This is a genomic window from uncultured Odoribacter sp. (genome assembly GCF_937966165.1).
GTDB lineage: Bacteria > Bacteroidota > Bacteroidia > Bacteroidales > Marinifilaceae > Culturomica.
In genome coordinates this window covers 32,806-51,249 of the sequence record NZ_CALCLB010000027.1, presented here as the reverse complement: position 1 = coordinate 51,249, position 18,444 = coordinate 32,806, and the positions used below count along the sequence as shown (strand labels likewise).

General features: G+C 41.0%; 16 protein-coding genes. 9 read left to right on the top strand and 7 right to left on the bottom strand.

The features are described from left to right. Window positions 1-60 precede the first annotated feature (60 nt). Window positions 61-1,473, bottom strand: coding sequence for an aspartate ammonia-lyase (gene aspA / locus Q0465_RS11050; RefSeq protein ID WP_298616198.1), 1,413 nt, complete (start codon window positions 1,471-1,473; stop codon window positions 61-63). Between the two features lie 261 nt (window positions 1,474-1,734). Next, window positions 1,735-2,247 (bottom strand): DUF4494 domain-containing protein, encoded by a 513-nt coding sequence (locus Q0465_RS11045; protein ID WP_298616197.1) that lies wholly within the window; start codon window positions 2,245-2,247, stop codon window positions 1,735-1,737. Between the two features lie 395 nt (window positions 2,248-2,642). On the opposite strand from Q0465_RS11045, the gene clpP reads away from it, so the two are divergent. Together clpP and clpX are read left to right on the top strand one after the other, a co-directional pair. Continuing rightward, complete coding sequence (gene clpP, locus Q0465_RS11040; protein ID WP_298616195.1) at window positions 2,643-3,335, top strand: ATP-dependent Clp endopeptidase proteolytic subunit ClpP; 693 nt, start codon at window positions 2,643-2,645, stop codon at window positions 3,333-3,335. Beyond that, a complete protein-coding gene (gene clpX / locus Q0465_RS11035; protein WP_298616193.1) occupies window positions 3,325-4,539 on the top strand; it encodes an ATP-dependent Clp protease ATP-binding subunit ClpX in 1,215 nt (404 codons plus the stop codon). Before clpP ends, clpX begins: the two co-directional genes overlap by 11 nt. A 31-nt stretch (window positions 4,540-4,570) precedes the next feature. On the opposite strand, the gene Q0465_RS11030 is transcribed toward clpX, so the two are convergent. From Q0465_RS11030 to pyrE, 3 genes are read right to left on the bottom strand one after another with little or no spacing between them, the layout of a single operon-like run. Next, complete coding sequence (locus tag Q0465_RS11030; protein ID WP_298616191.1) at window positions 4,571-5,035, bottom strand: hypothetical protein; 465 nt, start codon at window positions 5,033-5,035, stop codon at window positions 4,571-4,573. A gap of 26 nt (window positions 5,036-5,061) precedes the next feature. Next, a complete protein-coding gene (locus tag Q0465_RS11025; RefSeq protein WP_298616189.1) occupies window positions 5,062-5,238 on the bottom strand; it encodes a hypothetical protein in 177 nt (58 codons plus the stop codon). A gap of 6 nt (window positions 5,239-5,244) precedes the next feature. Further along, a complete protein-coding gene (gene pyrE / locus Q0465_RS11020) occupies window positions 5,245-5,874 on the bottom strand; it encodes an orotate phosphoribosyltransferase (protein ID WP_298616187.1) in 630 nt (209 codons plus the stop codon). A 59-nt stretch (window positions 5,875-5,933) separates the two neighbouring features. On the opposite strand from pyrE, the gene Q0465_RS11015 reads away from it, so the two are divergent. Further along, a complete protein-coding gene (locus Q0465_RS11015; protein ID WP_298616184.1) occupies window positions 5,934-6,551 on the top strand; it encodes an NUDIX domain-containing protein in 618 nt (205 codons plus the stop codon). On the opposite strand, the gene Q0465_RS11010 is transcribed toward Q0465_RS11015, so the two are convergent. Next, window positions 6,546-7,394, bottom strand: a complete 849-nt coding sequence (locus tag Q0465_RS11010; RefSeq protein WP_298616181.1) for an ATPase — start codon at window positions 7,392-7,394, stop codon at window positions 6,546-6,548. The genes Q0465_RS11015 and Q0465_RS11010 overlap by 6 nt on opposite strands. Before the next feature lie 145 nt (window positions 7,395-7,539). Here Q0465_RS11010 and Q0465_RS11005 point away from each other — a divergent pair, with 145 nt between their 5' ends. From Q0465_RS11005 to Q0465_RS10990, 4 genes are read left to right on the top strand one after another with little or no spacing between them, the layout of a single operon-like run. Continuing rightward, entirely contained in the window at window positions 7,540-8,997 is a 1,458-nt protein-coding gene (locus tag Q0465_RS11005) for a glycosyltransferase family A protein (protein ID WP_298616179.1), read from the top strand. An 11-nt stretch (window positions 8,998-9,008) separates the two neighbouring features. After that, window positions 9,009-10,337 (top strand): SpoIID/LytB domain-containing protein, encoded by a 1,329-nt coding sequence (locus Q0465_RS11000; protein ID WP_298616176.1) that lies wholly within the window; start codon window positions 9,009-9,011, stop codon window positions 10,335-10,337. 39 nt (window positions 10,338-10,376) lie between these two features. Beyond that, complete coding sequence (locus Q0465_RS10995; protein WP_298616174.1) at window positions 10,377-11,636, top strand: MFS transporter; 1,260 nt, start codon at window positions 10,377-10,379, stop codon at window positions 11,634-11,636. 5 nt (window positions 11,637-11,641) lie between these two features. After that, on the top strand, window positions 11,642-13,087 hold the full coding sequence (locus tag Q0465_RS10990; protein WP_298616172.1) for a sodium:solute symporter: 1,446 nt from the start codon (window positions 11,642-11,644) through the stop codon (window positions 13,085-13,087). A 489-nt stretch (window positions 13,088-13,576) separates the two neighbouring features. Here Q0465_RS10990 and Q0465_RS10985 read toward each other — a convergent pair whose 3' ends face one another. Further along, window positions 13,577-16,210 (bottom strand): leucine-rich repeat protein, encoded by a 2,634-nt coding sequence (locus tag Q0465_RS10985; protein WP_298616169.1) that lies wholly within the window; start codon window positions 16,208-16,210, stop codon window positions 13,577-13,579. A gap of 302 nt (window positions 16,211-16,512) precedes the next feature. Between Q0465_RS10985 and Q0465_RS10980 the strand changes: the two genes are divergently transcribed. After that, window positions 16,513-17,742, top strand: a complete 1,230-nt coding sequence (locus Q0465_RS10980; protein WP_298616167.1) for an ROK family transcriptional regulator — start codon at window positions 16,513-16,515, stop codon at window positions 17,740-17,742. Between the two features lie 192 nt (window positions 17,743-17,934). Then, the gene (locus Q0465_RS10975) at window positions 17,935-18,381 is read left to right on the top strand and encodes a YhcH/YjgK/YiaL family protein (RefSeq protein WP_298616166.1); all 447 of its coding nucleotides are present in this window, start codon (window positions 17,935-17,937) and stop codon (window positions 18,379-18,381) included. Window positions 18,382-18,444: the final 63 nt, after the last annotated feature.

The following is an 18,444-nucleotide window of genomic DNA, read 5'->3' as shown; positions in this document are numbered from 1 at the left end:
TAAAAAGCTGCCGGAAAATCCGGCAGCTTTAAAACCAGCGAAAATATGTTTTACGCATTTTTATTTTTTCCGGTAAAATTTATGAGGCTTGATCATCAATTCCGGTTTCAGTAGTTCGTCCAACTCTTCTTTTGTCAGCAATTTTTCTTCCAGCACCAGATCGTATACACTTCTGTTTTCCTTCAATGCCCGCTTAGCAATCCGGGAAGAGTTTTCATATCCTAACGTCGGATTCAAAGCCGTTACAATACCAATACTGTTCAATACCATCTCACGGCAACGTTGTGCATTTGCAGTAATACCTTCTATACACAATACCCTCAACCGTTCCATCCCTTTCTGCAACATTTTTATAGAACTGAAAATAGCATGCACAATGATCGGTTCCATTACATTCAGCTGCAATTGTCCGGCTTCAGCAGCAAAAGTAACAGTCAGGTCGTTACCAATAATGCGATAGCAAATTTGATTGACAACCTCGGGAATAACCGGATTTACTTTACCCGGCATAATAGAAGAACCAGGCTGCATCGGAGGCAGGTTGATTTCATTCAAACCACAACGCGGACCGCTGGACAATAAACGCAAATCATTGCAAATCTTAGACAACTTAATTGCCATCCGTTTTAAAGCGGAAGAATACATTACGGTAGAACCCGTATCCGGGGTAGCCTCAATTAAGTTGGAAGCCAATAGAAATTCATGACCACTGATGATCCGCAGGTTCTTGATACACTTCTGAGAATATTCCGGTTCAGAATTGATTCCGGTACCGATAGCAGTAGCCCCCATGTTTACTTCCAGGAATAAACGGGCCATCTGATTCAAACGGTCGATTTCTTCTTCCAGATTAGCAGCAAAAGCTTCAAATTCCTGCCCCAATGTCATTGGTACAGCGTCCTGTAACTGGGTACGACCCATTTTTAAGACTTCTTTAAACTCTTCTCCCTTTTCCCGGAATGCCTGAATCAATAGCTTTAACTCAGCTACCAGTTCGTCATTCATAAAGATGAACGCTAATTTGAAAGAAGTCGGGAAGGCATCATTTGTAGACTGGGATAAATTCACATGATTATTGGGATGACAATACTGATATTCCCCTTTCTGATGTCCCATTAATTCCAAAGCCCGGTTTGCAACTACTTCATTGATATTCATATTCGTCGAAGTTCCGGCTCCCCCCTGAATCAAGTCGACCGGAAACTGATCCCCCAGTTTCCCTTCTATAATTTCTTCACAAGCTTTTTGGATAGCAGCAGCAATATTGTCAGGTATCAGACCTAATTCCTGATTCGACCGGGCAGCAGCCCATTTTACCATGGCTAAAGCCTTTACATAGTGAGGATAATCTCCTATTTCAATACCACTGATATTAGCAAAGTTTTCAATTCCTCTCAGGGTCTGTATACCATAATAAGCGTCTGCAGGAACCTCTTTTTCGCCCAACAGATCATGTTCAAGACGTGTTTTCATAATTACAACCGTTTAATTCATTTAAGAGTTCTTATATGTGTTTTTGTTCTATTTTTATGCATTAAACGACTTCCCCCCTATAAATTTAACAGTTCTGCCGTTTAAAGACGTCAAAGTTAACAAAGAAAAACAGATTAAACCAATCTTTCATCAAAAGAAATGCGTCCTTCCTTTCTCAGGAAAGACGCGTTATTCAAACGTTTACGGAAAATCTAAAAAAATTTAACATTCCGGCTTTTCAAAAAAGTCTTTTTTTATCCCTTATGATTCAAAATCCACTGCCTCCGTTTCTTCTTTTTTCAAAGGTTTTAAGTTCGCCGGGATTTCTTCGTCTTTTTCTGAAAAATAAGGAAATACATCCAGAAAAGTAGTATCCGTTATTCCACTAATTTCATAAGGGACAACAAAGGTAGAAAGACTCTTTTCCAAATTTTCCAAAGCCCGGTTGATATTGGCTGCCGCAACCAGATAATATTGGCTGCTGGATTTTTCCTTACCGCTGATTTCGTCCGCATCTATAATGACGACTTTCGCTTTATACCAACGATCGTCATTTTCATCTTCCGAAGGGACTAATTCAGTAATATTCGATTTTTTTAAACCGCTGATGTAATACTCCCCTTTAATCAAGGTCCCCATCTCCTGCATGATTCTGCTTTCTGCCTCTGTATACGACAGGGCATCCAACAGATAGGACTCATTTACTTTTCTCTCCCGGCCGTCCTCATTAACTTTCACATACTTTACTTTCGCTTCAAACCAATTTGCTGTCATTTTTGTAATTTTAAAAGTTTACGCCCATCCTTTGATACGGATTAACGGACATTTTCTATTTTAAAAGTTCCCGTTCCCTCACTTTACCAGTATGCAGGGAAGCTATTAGTCAAGATCGCTTTGTATCCCGCCAGCCGACTGCACAAGCTGTAACTAACGACTTTCTGAAGGGTCTTATTCCCCGGGAATTTTCACTGCAAAAATAATCGAATAAGGATCAAAAAATCTTTTTCTTCCCTAAAAATTCATTATTTCTTTTTGCCTTTAGGTGACAAAAGAACCGTCCCTTTGTCACAAGAAGTTAAAAAAGCCTTTCAGACCTGAGTGTGCTTTTTTCCATTTTGTCATTCAGTTTGTTTTTTGTAATTTAGCCGTCTAAATAAAAACGGTAAATTATGTTTCCACAAGACGAATTCAAAAAATATGCGATAAAACACAAAGGCATCAACAGCCTGACGCTGGAAAAGTTCCAGTCGTTTACCAACAGTTATTTCACTCCGAATATCATAGAAGAACGGCAATTGAATATAGCTTCTATGGATGTATTTTCCCGACTGATGATGGACCGGATTATTTTTCTGGGAGTTCCCATCGATGATGATGTAGCCAATATTATTATGGCCCAGCTTCTTTTCTTGGAAACTTCAGACCCGGGTAAGGACATCCAGATCTATTTCAACACTCCCGGAGGTTCTGTTTATGCAGGTTTAGGTATATACGACACCATGCAATACATCAGTTGTGACGTAGCAACAACCTGTACCGGACTGGCAGCTTCCATGAGTGCAGTGTTACTCACCGCAGGGACTAAAGGGAAACGCTCCGCTTTACAGCATTCCCGCATTATGATTCATCAACCGCTGGGGGGTGCTCAGGGACAAGCTTCAGACATTGAAATCACGGCCCGGGAAATTCAGAAATTGAAAAAAGAATTGTACACCATCATTGCCGAACATTCCGGAAATCCATACAAAAAGATCGAAAAAGATTCTGACCGGGATTATTGGATGACAGCTCAGGAAGCAATGGAATACGGTATGATCGACAAAGTTTTAATCAGAGAAAAAAAGAATGAAAATGCAAGATAAATGTTCGTTCTGCGGACGCTCCAGAAATGAAGTAGATCTTTTAATTGCAGGTACGGACGGTTTTATATGCGATGAATGTGCGGCCCAGGCTTTTGAAATTGTGAAGGAAGAGATGAAGAGTAAATCCACACTCAACCTGGACAAAATCGAAATAAAAAAACCCAAAGAAATTAAAGCTTTTTTAGACCAGTATGTCATCGGACAAAATGAAGCCAAAAAACACATAGCCGTAGCCGTTTATAATCATTATAAACGACTGATACAAAAAGATTCGGACGATGGGGTTGAAATAGAAAAGTCCAATATTGTTATGATCGGCAGAACGGGTACCGGTAAAACGTTACTTGCCCGGACCATCGCCAAAATGCTGCACGTCCCTTTCACTATCGTAGACGCCACAGTATTGACAGAAGCCGGCTACGTAGGGGAAGATATAGAATCGATACTGACCCGTCTTTTACAGGCCGCAGACTATGATGTAGAAGCTGCTGAAAAGGGGATTGTATTTATCGATGAACTGGATAAAATCGCCCGCAAAGGAGATAATCCCTCTATTACCCGGGATGTCAGCGGAGAAGGCGTACAACAAGGACTGCTGAAATTATTGGAAGGCTCTATCGTCAATGTTCCACCACAAGGCGGTCGCAAACATCCCGATCAAAAAATGATCCCGGTAAATACGAAAAATATTCTCTTTATCTGCGGAGGTGCTTTTGACGGAATCGAACGCAAAATTGCTTTACGCCTGAATACCAAAGTAGTAGGATTTAATGCCGAAAAAGCAGTCAATGCTATCGACAGGGACAATTTCTTACAATATATTGCCCCTCAGGATTTAAAAGCTTACGGGCTTATTCCGGAAATTATCGGTCGCTTGCCGATTTTAACTTATCTGGAACCTCTGGACAGAGTTGCCCTGCGCAATATTCTTACGGAACCCAAAAATGCAATTATCCGGCAGTATGTCAAATTATTTGAACTGGACGGTATTAGCTTGAAGTTCAACGACGATGTATACGAATATATTGTAGATAAAGCCGTCGAATTTAAATTAGGAGCCCGGGGATTGCGATCTATTTGTGAAGCGATTATGACCGACCTGATGTATGATGCCCCCTCTCAAGACAAAAAAAGTGTCACCGTCACAAAAGAATATGCGGCAGAACACCTGAATAAATTAAATGTGCAGAAATTAAGAGCCTAATAAAAAAGCGAATCTTGAAAGATTCGCTTTTTTATTGAAACATCATATAAGGTATTTTCGTCAATCCTTCTCCCAATTGGTTAATCCCTTTTTCTAATTTTCCTTTCAGCATCATCTTCATTACCATATTCATTTCCCCCTCAAAGGTCAGGCGCATCCGGGTATCATAAGGTCCGTTTTCCAATAATTGTATCCACAGATTAAATTGAAACGGTACATTTTCATCCCCGGCTAATTTTATAAGTTTAGGGCGTTCTTTTTCTACAATCTTTACAGCGACTTCCCCCAAATCCTTTACCTGCACCATACAAGCATCCTCAGAAAAACGGACGTCTTCTATTTTCTCCGCCAATTTCCCCATCTGTTCCGCTCCACCCATTTGTTTGGCCATATTTACAACCATTCCGATCCGGTTAAAATCGGACAGAAAAGAATAGATACTCTCAATCGTACTGTCGATTTTGAAAATTTCACTAACTATTTTTAATTCTGCCATAATATCCTGTTTTCCTATAATCTGTTTTACAAGAAATATGCCATTCTTGTTTTCCGGTTTCCGCAAAATTTACTCTTTCCTCCGGAAGCTATTGTATTTAAAAACAAAACGAAAGAAAAAGAACACTTATCGTCCCAACTTCCCACATCTCTTACCCCCTTCCGCATCTGAACACTTAAACATTCATACTTTCGTATATTCATTCCCTCCTATTTATAGGTCTCCGGACTTTTTCTCCATTCCTTCAGTTTATCTACATCGCTTTCCTGTATATAGCCCGTCTTTACAGCCAAATCAATCATAGCATTGTAATTACTCAAAGTCGTCAGTTCACAATGAGCAGCTGCAAAATTATCCACAGCTTTCTGAAATCCATAGGTAAAAATAGCCGTCATCCCCAAAACCTCGCAACCTGCATTTCTCAATGCTTCAACGGCCTGTAAACTCGAACCGCCTGTAGAAATCAAATCTTCGACAACTACTACTTTCTGACCCGCCTTATAATCCCCTTCAATCAGATTTTCCAAACCATGTGATTTTGCAGCAGAACGGATATAAATAAAAGGCAGATTCAACTCCTGGGCAACCAATACTCCCTGTGCAATCGCTCCGGTAGCTACCCCTGCAATCACCTCTGCCTCCGGGTATTTTTCACGTATGACAGCCGCAAACTGATCCCGGATATAAGCCCGTACTTCGGGATAAGACAACGTCTTCCGATTATCACAATAAATAGGGGATTTCCATCCGGAAGCCCAGGCAAAGGGATGGGCAGGTTCAAGTTTTATAGCTTTAATCTTTAATAAATGTAAGGCTACATTTTCTGCAACTGTACTCATTTTTATTAATTTTGTAAGATTATTATTCCAATCGTAATAGTTCCTTATTTCAGATGCAAATGTACAAAGTATTTTTTAAAGAAAGCTCTTTTCTGTTAAGTGATGATAACAGCTTTTTAAAAAACCCGCCGGAAGTATTTGTCCATACTTCTCTGTCATCAACTAAAAATTACATTTTCCGATTGCTGCAGGATCCCAACATTTTTCATGCCAAAATTTATGCTTCTCCAGTCGCACAGCTTTTCAACGATTTCTGTTCTTTTTTTACAGTTGTAGAAGCAGCGGGCGGAGTTGTCAGGAATGCAGATGAAATATTGGTTATCAAACGCCTGGGCATAATTGACCTTCCTAAAGGACATGTGGAGAAAGGGGAAAGTATAGAAGAATGTGCCCTCAGAGAAGTGCAGGAAGAATGCGGTATCCATAATCTGAAAATTCAAAATTTTTTAAAAGAAACCTGGCATATCTATTTCCGGAATGAAAAATGGTATTTAAAAAAGACTTACTGGTATACCATGACCTGTCCCCCCGGCCAACAGTTAATCCCGCAAACGGAAGAAGATATTGAAGAAGTTTTCTGGCTAAACACAAGAGAAACAGAACAGATGCTGCCTCAAACTTATGCCTCCTTACGAAGTGTATTCCAAAGTATACTCCAAGAAAAAAGAAAGCTATAAATCCATTTCTTCACTGTGATATTTTTTCAAACCGGCCATAGGCGTTTGCATAAATACACCTGCCTTCAAACCGTATTTTTTCAACTGAAGCTCCAGCTGTGTTCTGAAAATGCAGGCAATACTACCTGTAAATGAAAGCTGTAAATCTGAAACATGCCGGTATTGCATAATATTCCGGCAAATATAGGCATCAAATGCATCCAGTACAATTTGTTCCACTTCCGGTCTATCGATATGCCTCCGTATAAAAGAAGTGAAATCAGCTAAATAACGGTTCGGCAAAGGCTGACGGTATACACGCTCTATGATCCCCGCATAAGAAGTCTTTGTTTCAGCAAAAAAAAGTTCTTTCAATCCGGAAGGCAATATGCCCTTTAACAGACCGGCTACCAATCTTTTCCCTAAATCGGCACCACTACCTTCATCTCCCAGAATAAAACCGAGGGGAGAAACATTCTCTATTATTTTTTCCCCATCGTAATAGCAGGAATTGGATCCGGTCCCCAAAATCCCCACAATTCCCGGATGATGTCCGCACAAAGCCCTTGCCGCCCCCATTAAATCGGAGGCAATTTCCACCTCTTTACAGCGGAAAAAGGAAGTCAAAGCCGATCGCACACAGGCATTTTTCTCCGGGAAAGCACATCCTGCCCCATAAAACCAGATTTTTCCGACATCCGTATATCCGTCCGGAAATTCCTGTTCCAGGAGATTCAGAATATCTGCTTCCGATAAATAGACCGGATTGATTCCCGTTGTATAACACTCTTCCGGGCTCTCTCCCTGACGGATAATGCACCATTGGGTTTTCGTAGAACCACTATCTGCAATTAAATAAATCATTTTTTCGGCACTGATTGATGTCGTAAAGATAAGAATTTGAAATCAGTCCGGAAAATTTATATTATTGGAAGAAAAGTAATATATTTGATTCCGGTAACAGCCGGTTCTGACATCACAATCCGGCCGGAAGTGTAATATACAACCCATGGATAAATTGATTACTTGTTTTATCGCCGGCGGGAATCCGGAGGATATAAACCGTACTTATACAGCCCTGAATCATTCAGTTTTAGTAAAAGAAGTATATGTGCTGCAAGAAGAAAAAGATGTTTCCCTCTCTGCAAAACCCATAGGCGCTCTCTCTCCGGAAGATACCCTAACGTTGAAGACAATTGCCGGTATATGCCGGACTCCTTACCTGCTTTTTTATACAAAGTCTTCGCCTCTGCAATTGGATCCCTATGCTCTGGAACGCTTTGTACAAATAGGAAATGCCTCTTCGGCTGCTCTCCTTTATTCCGATTATTACGAAATTAAAACGGGGCAGCTGATTCCTCACCCCCTTATCGATTATCAAAGTGGAAGCGTCAGGGATGATTTCCAATTCGGATCTGTTTTGTTTTTCTCTACCGAAAGTTTTGAAGAAGCAGTGAACCGTATGCAAGAGCATTCCCGTTTTTCCGCACTTTATGATCTCCGGCTCAAAATAACACAAAAAGGCGAAATTTTGAGAATTCCGGAATACCTTTATACGGAACAATGCACGGATACCCGTGTATCCGGGAAGCGGATTTTCGATTACGTCGATCCCCGTAACCGGGAGGTTCAACTGGAACGGGAAAAGGTATTTACCCGCTACCTGAAAGATATAAAAGCCTGGCTCCCTGCTCCCAAAACGGAAATTATTTTTGAAAAGACCGGCTTCCCTGTGGAAGCCAGTATCATCATTCCGGTAAAAAACCGCGAACGAACGATTTCGGAAGCCATCCTTTCGGCTCTGAAACAACAGACCGACTTTAAATATAATATTCTGGTAGTCGACAATCATTCTACCGACCAAACAACCCGCCTCATTCAGGAATTAGCAAACCGTTCCTCCAAAATTATACCTCTTTCCCCGGAACAGTTTCAACTGGGAATAGGAGGATGCTGGAACCGGGCAGTTGCCGATCCAAGATGCGGCCGTTTCTGCGTTCAACTCGATAGTGACGACCTGTATGCCGGTCCCGATACTCTTCAGAGAATCATTGAAACATTCCGGGAACAAAAGTCAGCCATGGTAATTGGCTCTTACCAAATGGTCAATTTCAATTTGGAAGATATTCCCCCCGGCCGTATCGATCACCGGGAATGGACCTCTGAAAACGGACACAATAATGCATTACGCATAAACGGCTTCGGAGCTCCCCGGGCTTATTATACTCCCATCATCCGGGAAATCAAATTTCCCGATTGCAGTTATGGGGAAGACTATGCCGCAGTATTGGCCATTTCCCGGAAATATCCCATCGCACGCATTTACGAACCGATATACCTTTGCCGCAGATGGGAAGCTAACTCCGACGCCTCACTTTCCCTTTCCCAGGAAAATGCGCATAATTTTTACAAAGACCGCATACGCAGCATTGAATTAAAAGCCAGGCAATTACTTATTCAAAAATAAATTACAAATACATGGAAATCAACGTCGGTATAATAGCTGCCCCGGAAATCAACATTGTATTCAAAGGAGAATACCGGGAACACTTCACTTCCGGCCTTTATACGGGGAAATTAAAACTCACGCTAAAGGCGGGACAAGTCGTAGCTGAAAATACTTCCGGACTTCAACTTCTCCCCCTGCCCCTCTGTTTTTGTCCCGGGGAAACGGAAATTTCAATGTTTGAGCTGTCAGACATCACTATAGGCATCCAATTTCATTGGGAAAGAAAAGAGAACCAATGCTTCAGAGGAAGTCTGAAAATCATAGAAGAAAAAGGATTACTGAGGGCCATTAATGTACTCGATATCGAAGATTATCTGCAAAGTGTTATCTCTTCTGAAATGAGTGCTATGTCTTCTTCCGAACTCTTAAAAGCACATGCCGTCATTTCCAGAAGTTGGTTGCTGGCTCAACGGGCAAAAGCCGAAGCTTTGAAAAAAAGCCCTGCACAACCCCATTTCATAAATAATTCTACTGCATATATCTGTTGGTATGACCGGGAAGATCATCAGAATTTCGACGTTTGCGCCGACGATCATTGTCAACGGTATCAAGGAATTCAAAAAATAACTGCCCCGGCTGTACGGCAAGCCATAGAGGCCACCCGGGGAGAAATTCTTACCTATAAAGGAGCCGTTTGCGACACCCGTTTCTCCAAATGCTGCGGAGGGATTACAGAAAATTTCGAAAATGTTTGGGAAGACCAGGTACACCCTTATCTGAAGGCAGTTCCGGATAGCCCTGCACATACTCCATTACCATACGACCTGACACAGGAAGCGGATATGAGACGATGGGTACTCGAAAAACCGGCTGCCTTCTGTCATACAGAGGATAAAAACATATTAGCAAATGTCCTGAACGATTACGACCGGGAAACAACCGATTTTTTTCGTTGGGAAGTGCATTATACCCAGGCAGAACTTTCAGAACTCATCCGGAAACGCCTATCCATTGATTTTGGACAGATTAAAGAACTGATTCCCATAGAGCGGGGCCCGTCCGGAAGATTAATCCGGCTCCAGGTTGTCGGGTCCAAGAAATCCCTGGTGATCGGAAAAGAGCTGAACATCCGGAAAGCCCTGTCTCCGACCCATCTCTATAGCTCTGCTTTTATTGTAGAGAAAAAAATTTATGAAGATAAGACATGCGGATTTCTTTTGAAAGGAGCTGGATGGGGGCATGGTGTAGGACTCTGTCAGATCGGAGCCGCCGTAATGAGTCATAAAGGATATACTTACACAGAAATATTGTACCACTATTTTCCGGGAACGAAAATCGAACAGCTGCAAGAAAAATAATTGCCGGTATTTCCGTTCCATCTCTAACACAATCGCATTATGGGGCACTCAAACGCGAAGAACACACCCAATCCCTGGTACTGGATACCTTCCCTTTATCTGGCAGAAGGTATTCCCTATATCATGGTTATGACAGTGGCAGGCATACTTTTTAAACGGTTTGGGATTTCGAATACCGATATCGCCCTGTATACCAGCTGGTGGTACCTCCCTTGGGTGATTAAACCCCTCTGGAGCCCGGTGGTAGATCTCTTTAAAACAAAAAGATGGTGGATCACAACCATGCAATTTTTTATCGGCATCGGTTTAGCCGGAGTCGCCCTCTCACTGCCCGGAAACGATTTTTTCAGGTATTCACTGGTTTTTTTCTGGCTTCTGGCATTTAGTTCGGCTACTCACGACACGGCTGCGGACGGATTTTATATGTATGGCCTGAATCCCCGCCAACAAGCTTATTTTGTGGGAATCCGAAGTACTTTTTACCGTCTGGCTTTAATCATCGGACAAGGCCTGGCTGTTATGCTCGCCGGAACGTTGGAAAAAAGACTGCCGCTGGCCACTGCCTGGTCTATCGCCATAGGAAGTCTCGCTGTTCTTTTTTTCTTTTTCGCTATTTATCACCTGTTTATCCTTCCCAAACCTTCCGACGATAGGCAGTCAGGACAAAGCCAGGCCCTCTTTAAAGAGTTTATTGATACTTTTGTTTCATTTTTCAGGAAGAAACACATCGGTCAGGCACTGTGCTTTATGCTGTTATTCCGTCTGGCAGAATCGCAATTGCTCAAATTAGCTTCACCTTTTATGCTGGACTCCCGCACGGTAGGAGGACTCGGTCTGGATACTTCCGAAGTAGGTTTTATCTACGGTACAATCGGAATAATAGCCCTGGCGGGCGGAGGAATACTCGGAGGGATAGTGACTGCCCACAAAGGACTGGGTTATTGGATGCTCTGGATGACCATCGCGATGAATATCCCGAATCTCGTTTATGTATACCTGGCTTATGCCCAACCGGAAAACCTGCTGCTGATCTCCTCTTGCGTCGCTATCGAACAATTTGGTTACGGGTTCGGCTTCACGGCCTATATACTTTACCTGATTCTCTTCAGCGCCGGAGAACACAAAACAGCACATTACGCCCTTTGTACGGGATTTATGGCCCTGGGACTTATGCTACCCGGGATGGGTTCCGGATATATACAGGAACATACCAGTTATCTGACCTTTTTTATGTGGGTGATGCTCTGTACGATCCCCAGTTTCCTGCTACTCCGTTTTGTAAAAATCCCTGAAAATTAACTGTCATGAATGCTTGGCTCTCTATTTTTATCTTAACCGTTTATTTTACACTTATCCTTCTGATTTCCTGGTATACTTCCCGGCATTCCAATGCCGCAGACTTTTATAAGGGGGGAGGGAAATCCCCCTGGTGGGCCGTTGCTTTCGGAATGATTGGTACCACTCTTTCCGGAGTCACTTTTATTTCAGTGCCAGGCTGGGTATCTTCCCCGGCCAAAATGACTTATTTTGCTGTTATTCTCGGAAATTTCGTAGGTTATATCCTGATCGCCCACTTCTTATTGCCTTTGTATTATAAGCTAAATCTAACCTCTATTTACACTTATATCGAACAAAGATTCGGTTATTATGCTTATAAAACAAGTGCTTCCCTTTTTTTGCTTTCCAAAATGATCGGAGCTGCTTTCCGGCTTTTTATCGTCACATTGGTATTGCAAATTACAATCTTTGCTCCCTTACATATACCGTTTGCCCTGAATGTGGCTGTTTCCGTCTTTATTTTATGGGCTTATACTTTTAAAGGAGGCATCAAAGTCATTATCTGGACAGACCTTATTCAAACTTTTTTTCTGATATTCGCTGTCCTGTTTACCATTTTTTCTATACAAAAAGCCCTTGGCTTTTCTTTTGGGGAAATGCTTTCCTCTGTTGCTCATAATCCGCAAGCCCAAATTTTTGATTTTCAAAACTTTTGGTCTAATCCCAATAATTTCTGGAAACAGTTTATCGCCGGTATATTCATTGCCATCGTTATGAATGGCCTGGATCAGGATATGATGCAAAAAAATTTAAGTCTGAAAAATATCCGGGAAGCCAAAAAGAATTTTCTCTCTTTCAGTCTGGCGTTTATACCCGTCAATTTTATATTTATGTGCCTGGGTGTTCTGTTTTTTATTTATATGCAAACCTACGGAATCCCTATTCCGGCTAAAACAGACAGTATTTATCCTCTTTTAGCCACCCGTTATCTCTCCCTTAGCACCGGCATTTTCTTTATGCTGGGAGTAATCGCCGCTGCCTTTTCCAGTGCTAATTCGGCTTTGATTGCCATGACCACCTCATTCACTGTCGATATCTTGAACATACAAAAGCAAACGGAAATACGGCAAAAGCACATTCGTTCCTATACGCATTTGGTCAACGCAGCCCTCTTAGCTTCGGTTATTATCGCATTTAACGCTTTTAATAACGAAAGCGTAGTATACGCTATTTTCAAATTCGCCGGTTATACCTATGGTCCTTTATTAGGTCTCTTTTTTATCGGAATCTTTTTTAAAATCCGGATACAGGACAAAGCCATTCCTTACATTGCCCTTTTTTCTATCCTCTCTACCATCCTCATCGACCGTTATTCTACTTTCCTCCTAAATGGCTATCGCTTCGGCTTTGAAATCCTCCTGATCAACGGACTTATCACCGTCCTCGGCCTCCTCCTCTTCCATCGCCGGTGACAAAGGGACGGTTCTTTTGTCACCATTTCTTCAAAATGTTTTTAATTCAACTTATGAAACACCATACCTCAAAATACAATCTGTAACAAAACGAAAGATCGTTTATAAAAGCCACAAGCCATTTGCAGTTCTATATCAGATATAAAATTCGGCTTATAAAATGGGACAAGGGGACGGTTCTTTTGTCACCTTTTTGTCACTTCTTTAATTTTCCCTTTTATAAACCGAAATCAATAATTGAATTAATCGTAAGCACTAACACATGCCTGTTTACAACTGATTTTCAAAGTCCGCTGATTCTTTTAATATTTTCCTAATTTATTCTGATAAAAGCTATTACAGACTTTAAGTTCCCATTAATTCCGATCAGTTACTTAACCTGCAGTGAGACATAAGGCCAAGTTATGTGTGCTTAAATTTTCACCTTTTTATAATGCTGTTCCCCATTCTTTAAAAATATGGTGACAAAAGAACCGTCCCCTTGTCACATTAGAAGCCTGTTATGCTTTTCCAGGTATATTCTTTCCAAATGTTCCCGTTGATGTTCCCTATTTCGGCACCATTCTGATTGAGTTTCAAATCACAATTAGGAGTAATGGTTTGCGGATTCTGTACCGGCAAATGAGCAAATACAAGGTCTGCAAAAGTAATTTCCCCGCTTGCCCCCAGTTTCAACTCGGCCAAAGAGGTACAATTCCGGAAACTCCATTTGCCTATATTATTGGCAACGGGCAGACTAACGTTCTTCAACAACGTACAATTATTAAATGTTCCGAGACCAATCGTAAGCGCATTGGGTAATTCCAGGGTTTCCAGACTGGAACAAGCGGTGAAAGCATAATTCCCAACTGACGTGACCAAAGGTAAACTTACATTTGTAAGTTTTTCACATCTGTCAAATACATAAGTGCCCAAGGTCACAGCTTTAGGCAAAGAGATTTCAGTTATAGAAGCTCGTGCAAATGCGTTATTACCGATGGTCTCTGCTATGGGCAAAGAGATTTCTTTAAGGGCAAGAGCTCCGGAAAATAAATTATTTCCGACAATTTTCATTACAGGAAATGAAATACTTTCGATAGCAGAACATCCATTAAAAGAATGCCCGTCTGCAGAAGTTTCCACAACCGGTGCGCTGACGGTCTTCAAAGCGGTACATTCTCCAAACATATAGTTAGAAAAAACGGTCAGTTTTGCCATAGAGACACTTTCTAAAGCTGTACATTTCCGGAATGCCTCTTTTCCGCAAGAAATTAATTTGGGCATGTCGAGTGTTACGACCTTAGTATTATAAAAAGCAGAATTACCAATAGTTTCCACGGCACTCATCTGCAGGTTTGTCAACTCATAATCCAGGCAAAAAGCAAAATCCATGACCTGTTTCGCCGAAGTAATATCCACAGTGGTCAATACAGAACATTTATAAAATGCCTTTTCAGAAATGGTTTCAGCTTTAGGTATAGATACGGTCTGAAGAGCAGTACAGGATTCAAAAGCCTGAGTCCCGACAGCGAGCACATTGGGGAAGGACAAACTTTGCAAAGCAGTACACTCCTGGAAAGCCCTCACTCCGATAGACTGGACAACATTGTGACTCGCCTCTGTCAATTTCTCACACATATAAAACATATCTTCCGGAATAGCCTGTAATTTCGGCATATTGAGATTATCCAGGTTTTCGATAGAAGAACAAACAGCGAAAGAAGCTTTTCCGATTTCAAGCAGTTCAGGCAACTGAGCACTTTTAAGCATAGCACAATGAGACAGAAAATTATCTCCGGCTCTGACAAGTTTCGGAAGAGAAACGGATTCCAAGACATCACACCTGTAAAATACACCTGCTCCTGCTTCCGTAACATTGGGAAGATTGACCTCGACAAGCTTTTTACACATATCAAAAGTACCTTGTGCCAACATTTCTATTTTCGGCATATCTGCCGATAACAGTCCTGTACATTCAGACAAAGCATAATTTCCTAAAGTCTCCAATTCAGGAAAAGAAACTGTTTCCAAATTCATACATCCGGCAAGTCCAAACTGTCCGATACTTTTTAAAACCGGTGTTTCAAGAGACTGTATACTGGAGGCGAAAAGCGAATGCGACCCGATTCCTGTAAGATAAGGAGCCTTAATAGAAAGTAACTGAGGCATAGTGGTTTTCCTGGTTTCCGTATCGTAGAACAGATTATCGGGCATTGTTCCGGCCTCATCGTATAACACAAGGTGCTCAAGAGCTGTAAATTTATTGAGAGCCCTCCAAGCTTCTTCTGAAGGAATAGCTCCTGTAACCGTAAGCGTAGTAATCGTAGCAGCCTGTCCTTCCGGATAATCAATCAAAGCACTTCCTTCTACCGGTGTTCCTTCAACGGGAGGAGGTACAGGACTTACTTTCCATGTCAGCACATTTTCAGGATTATTTACTTCAACAGCCGTCAATATTACATTTGCGCTTGTCTCATCGGCCTTCAGTGTCATTTTCCAGAGCTGGGCGGCTTCAACCGTCAGAAGCTTTTCGGGTTCTCCATCGATCAGCAGCCCTTTTTCATCTTCTTTCAGAGAGAAAGCCAGATTCCCTACAGGAAAATATCCCTTACGCTCCCGGTCTTCACCATTAAAACGAAGTGCGACACCATCATAAGCTACGGAAGGAATTATAGCTGCATATTTGGTTTCTTCCAAGGAAGCATCGTATACGAAAAATACACCTGCATTACTCTGGGTAGCAGTTACTTTCGCCTCCGTTACCTCATCTTCAGTAACAGTCGTTTCTGTTGTCCCCTTGTAAACCGGCATTTCAAATTCCGGTACGGTGAAAGCCGTCTTACGGGAATTTAATATAACCTCATATTCTCCCGCCGTTAAATCTTTTATAGTATCATTTTCCACAAAATCCGACTCTTTTTTACCGTCGGGACCATTCAAAGTCAGCGTATAACCGGTGAAATCAACCGAAGGAGCCGCTTGTATCCCAGCTCCCCCATCTTCTTCACTTACAAGCTGCAGGGAAGCTTTTATCATTAACATTCCTTTCCCTGAACCGGGTTGTGGTCCTGCTTCAATGTCGTCTTTCGAACAAGCACCCAATAGCAAAGAAGCTATTGCAACATACATAAAATTTTTTTTCATAGTGTAATTAGTAAAATTAAAAAATGGTTTTATAAATCAAAACTCTCGAATAACTCTCTAAAATCTTATAATTGAAACTACTTTTAATAAAAAAATATATCTATAAAGAATATAAAATGCTCCTTCAAAAATGCTTTTCATTTCTCTCTTTCTCTCCTTTCAATATTGTAAGACAAAGTCCAAACTTAAATTATTTTAAAATATATTCAAACTTTTTTCACTAAACAATTCTTAAAAATAATAACAAAAGAATGAACTCCTTGTATATTTGTAAATTCATTACTTTTAACCTAAAAATAAACATGGACGATTTTGGAAATGTACTGAGGTTTGGGAAAGATAGAAATTCAGGAACAGAATTCAGGAACAATCTACTGAAAAAGACAATTTTATCCTATCTTACCACTCACGAAGAAGCCACGATAGCGGATTTATCGGGAGAACTTACTTTAAGTATTCCGACAATTACCAGGTTTGTTCAAGAATTAAAAGAAGAAGGGTATTTGGCCGAGCTCGGCAAACTGTCCACTGGTGGGGGAAGGCGTCCCAATGTATTCGGACTAGCTGCCGATGCTTTTTACTTTATAGGAGCAGACATCCGGAGAAGGCGTATAGATTTTGTCCTATTGGATTTTAAAGGCCATATTCTGCAAAAAAAACAAGAAATTCCCTTTATCCTCGAAAACACACCGGAAGCATTGGAGCAGGTATGTCTGGAAACGGAAAAATTTATTTCGGAAACAGAGGCCGACAAAAAAGAAATTTTAGGGATCGGTTTCAGTCTCACCGGACGAATAGATTCCAATAATGGGTATAGCTATACGTATTTCAATTTCAGTGAAACTCCCCTGACCGATATATTATATCAACGTTTAGGTATCCGGACCTATATAGAAAATGATAGCCGGGCCATGATGTATGCAGAAAAAACAAGCGGAGTTGTAAAAGAAGAAAAAAACGTCATATTCCTGAATGTCGGCAGAGGAGTAGGAATAGGTATGCTGATCGATAACAAACTCTATTCCGGTAAAACCGGTTTTGCCGGAGAATTCGGGCATATTCCCCTTTTCAATAACGAAAAACTATGTCATTGCGGAAAAAAGGGATGCCTCGAAACTGAAGCTTCAGGACTGGCCCTGGAAAAGATATTTATTGAACACCTGAAATCGGGAGAAACTTCAATTCTTGCCGAACAATGGGAAAAAGGCCAAGAAATACTCCTCTATGATATCATACAAGCCGCTAATAATGAGGATATTCTGGCCATTTCCCTCATTTCGGAAATGGCTGAAAAACTGGGAAGAGGGGTAGGAATTCTGATTAACTTGTTCAATCCCGAATTAGTCGTTATCGGTGGCAGTTTGTCGTTAGCCGGCGATTATTTAATGTTACCTTTGAAAACAGCCATTAATAAATACTCTTTAAGTCTTATCCGTAAAGACACCTGCTTCAAAAGATCTAAGTTAGGCGACAACGCCAGCGCAATCGGAGCAGCTATGCTTTTACGGGCTAAAATTATGAACCTTCCCTGATAGCTCCCTGATCACAAAACAAAAATTCAACCTATACTCCCCTACTAAATCGTAAATACTCCTTTTATTATAAAAATATTTTTTAAAATAAGTCTTCGCATTATTAAAAATATTTAATATATATTTTTGCCCTTGCAAAATTATATAGTACGTTTGCAAACAATTCGGATAGCGGTCTTAAATCTTCAAAATATGATTATAGATATACTGAAAAATAGTGCTGTAGCGGAAAGTCTGCACACAGCTTTTAAACAGGTATTTGATTACGTCAAAACACATGACCTGACGAAATATGATTTAGGGAAAATAGAATTGGACGGAGAACGGGTCTTTATAAACATAACGGAAGTTCAGGGAAAAGAGAGAAATGACGCCATACTGGAAACGCATAATAACTACATTGACATTCAATTTCCATTAGTGGGTGAAGAAACCTATGCCTGGGAATCCCGTAGTTTGTTATCCCGGCCGGACGAAGCCTATAATGAAAAGGACGACATCACTTTTTATCCGGATAAAGCTTCTGTTTATTTTAAATTGACTCCGGGGAAGTTTGCTATCTTTTTTCCGGAGGATGGACATGCCCCTTGCATAGGCCAGGGAAAAATCAAAAAGGCAATTGCCAAAGTACATCTCTAATAATTAAAAATTTAAGCCTGCTAAAACTTATTATACAGTTTTCAAAGCCAGCTAAAAAACAGT

Excerpts from the sequence above, each read along its gene's own strand:
- Q0465_RS11025 (WP_298616189.1), bottom strand. The coding sequence starts at position 5,238 with ATGAATATACGAAAGTATGAATGTTTAAGTGTTCAGATGCGGAAGGGG.
- clpX (WP_298616193.1), top strand. The coding sequence starts at position 3,325 with ATGCAAGATAAATGTTCGTTCTGCGGACGCTCCAGAAATGAAGTAGAT.
- Q0465_RS11030 (WP_298616191.1), bottom strand. The coding sequence starts at position 5,035 with ATGGCAGAATTAAAAATAGTTAGTGAAATTTTCAAAATCGACAGTACG.
- Q0465_RS11045 (WP_298616197.1), bottom strand. The coding sequence starts at position 2,247 with ATGACAGCAAATTGGTTTGAAGCGAAAGTAAAGTATGTGAAAGTTAAT.
- Q0465_RS10975 (WP_298616166.1), top strand. The coding sequence starts at position 17,935 with ATGATTATAGATATACTGAAAAATAGTGCTGTAGCGGAAAGTCTGCAC.
- clpP (WP_298616195.1), top strand. The coding sequence starts at position 2,643 with ATGTTTCCACAAGACGAATTCAAAAAATATGCGATAAAACACAAAGGC.
- aspA (WP_298616198.1), bottom strand. The coding sequence starts at position 1,473 with ATGAAAACACGTCTTGAACATGATCTGTTGGGCGAAAAAGAGGTTCCT.
- Q0465_RS11005 (WP_298616179.1), top strand. The coding sequence starts at position 7,540 with ATGGATAAATTGATTACTTGTTTTATCGCCGGCGGGAATCCGGAGGAT.
- Q0465_RS10985 (WP_298616169.1), bottom strand. The coding sequence starts at position 16,210 with ATGAAAAAAAATTTTATGTATGTTGCAATAGCTTCTTTGCTATTGGGT.
- Q0465_RS11000 (WP_298616176.1), top strand. The coding sequence starts at position 9,009 with ATGGAAATCAACGTCGGTATAATAGCTGCCCCGGAAATCAACATTGTA.
- pyrE (WP_298616187.1), bottom strand. The coding sequence starts at position 5,874 with ATGAGTACAGTTGCAGAAAATGTAGCCTTACATTTATTAAAGATTAAA.
- Q0465_RS10995 (WP_298616174.1), top strand. The coding sequence starts at position 10,377 with ATGGGGCACTCAAACGCGAAGAACACACCCAATCCCTGGTACTGGATA.
- Q0465_RS11015 (WP_298616184.1), top strand. The coding sequence starts at position 5,934 with ATGTACAAAGTATTTTTTAAAGAAAGCTCTTTTCTGTTAAGTGATGAT.
- Q0465_RS10980 (WP_298616167.1), top strand. The coding sequence starts at position 16,513 with ATGGACGATTTTGGAAATGTACTGAGGTTTGGGAAAGATAGAAATTCA.
- Q0465_RS11010 (WP_298616181.1), bottom strand. The coding sequence starts at position 7,394 with ATGATTTATTTAATTGCAGATAGTGGTTCTACGAAAACCCAATGGTGC.
- Q0465_RS10990 (WP_298616172.1), top strand. The coding sequence starts at position 11,642 with ATGAATGCTTGGCTCTCTATTTTTATCTTAACCGTTTATTTTACACTT.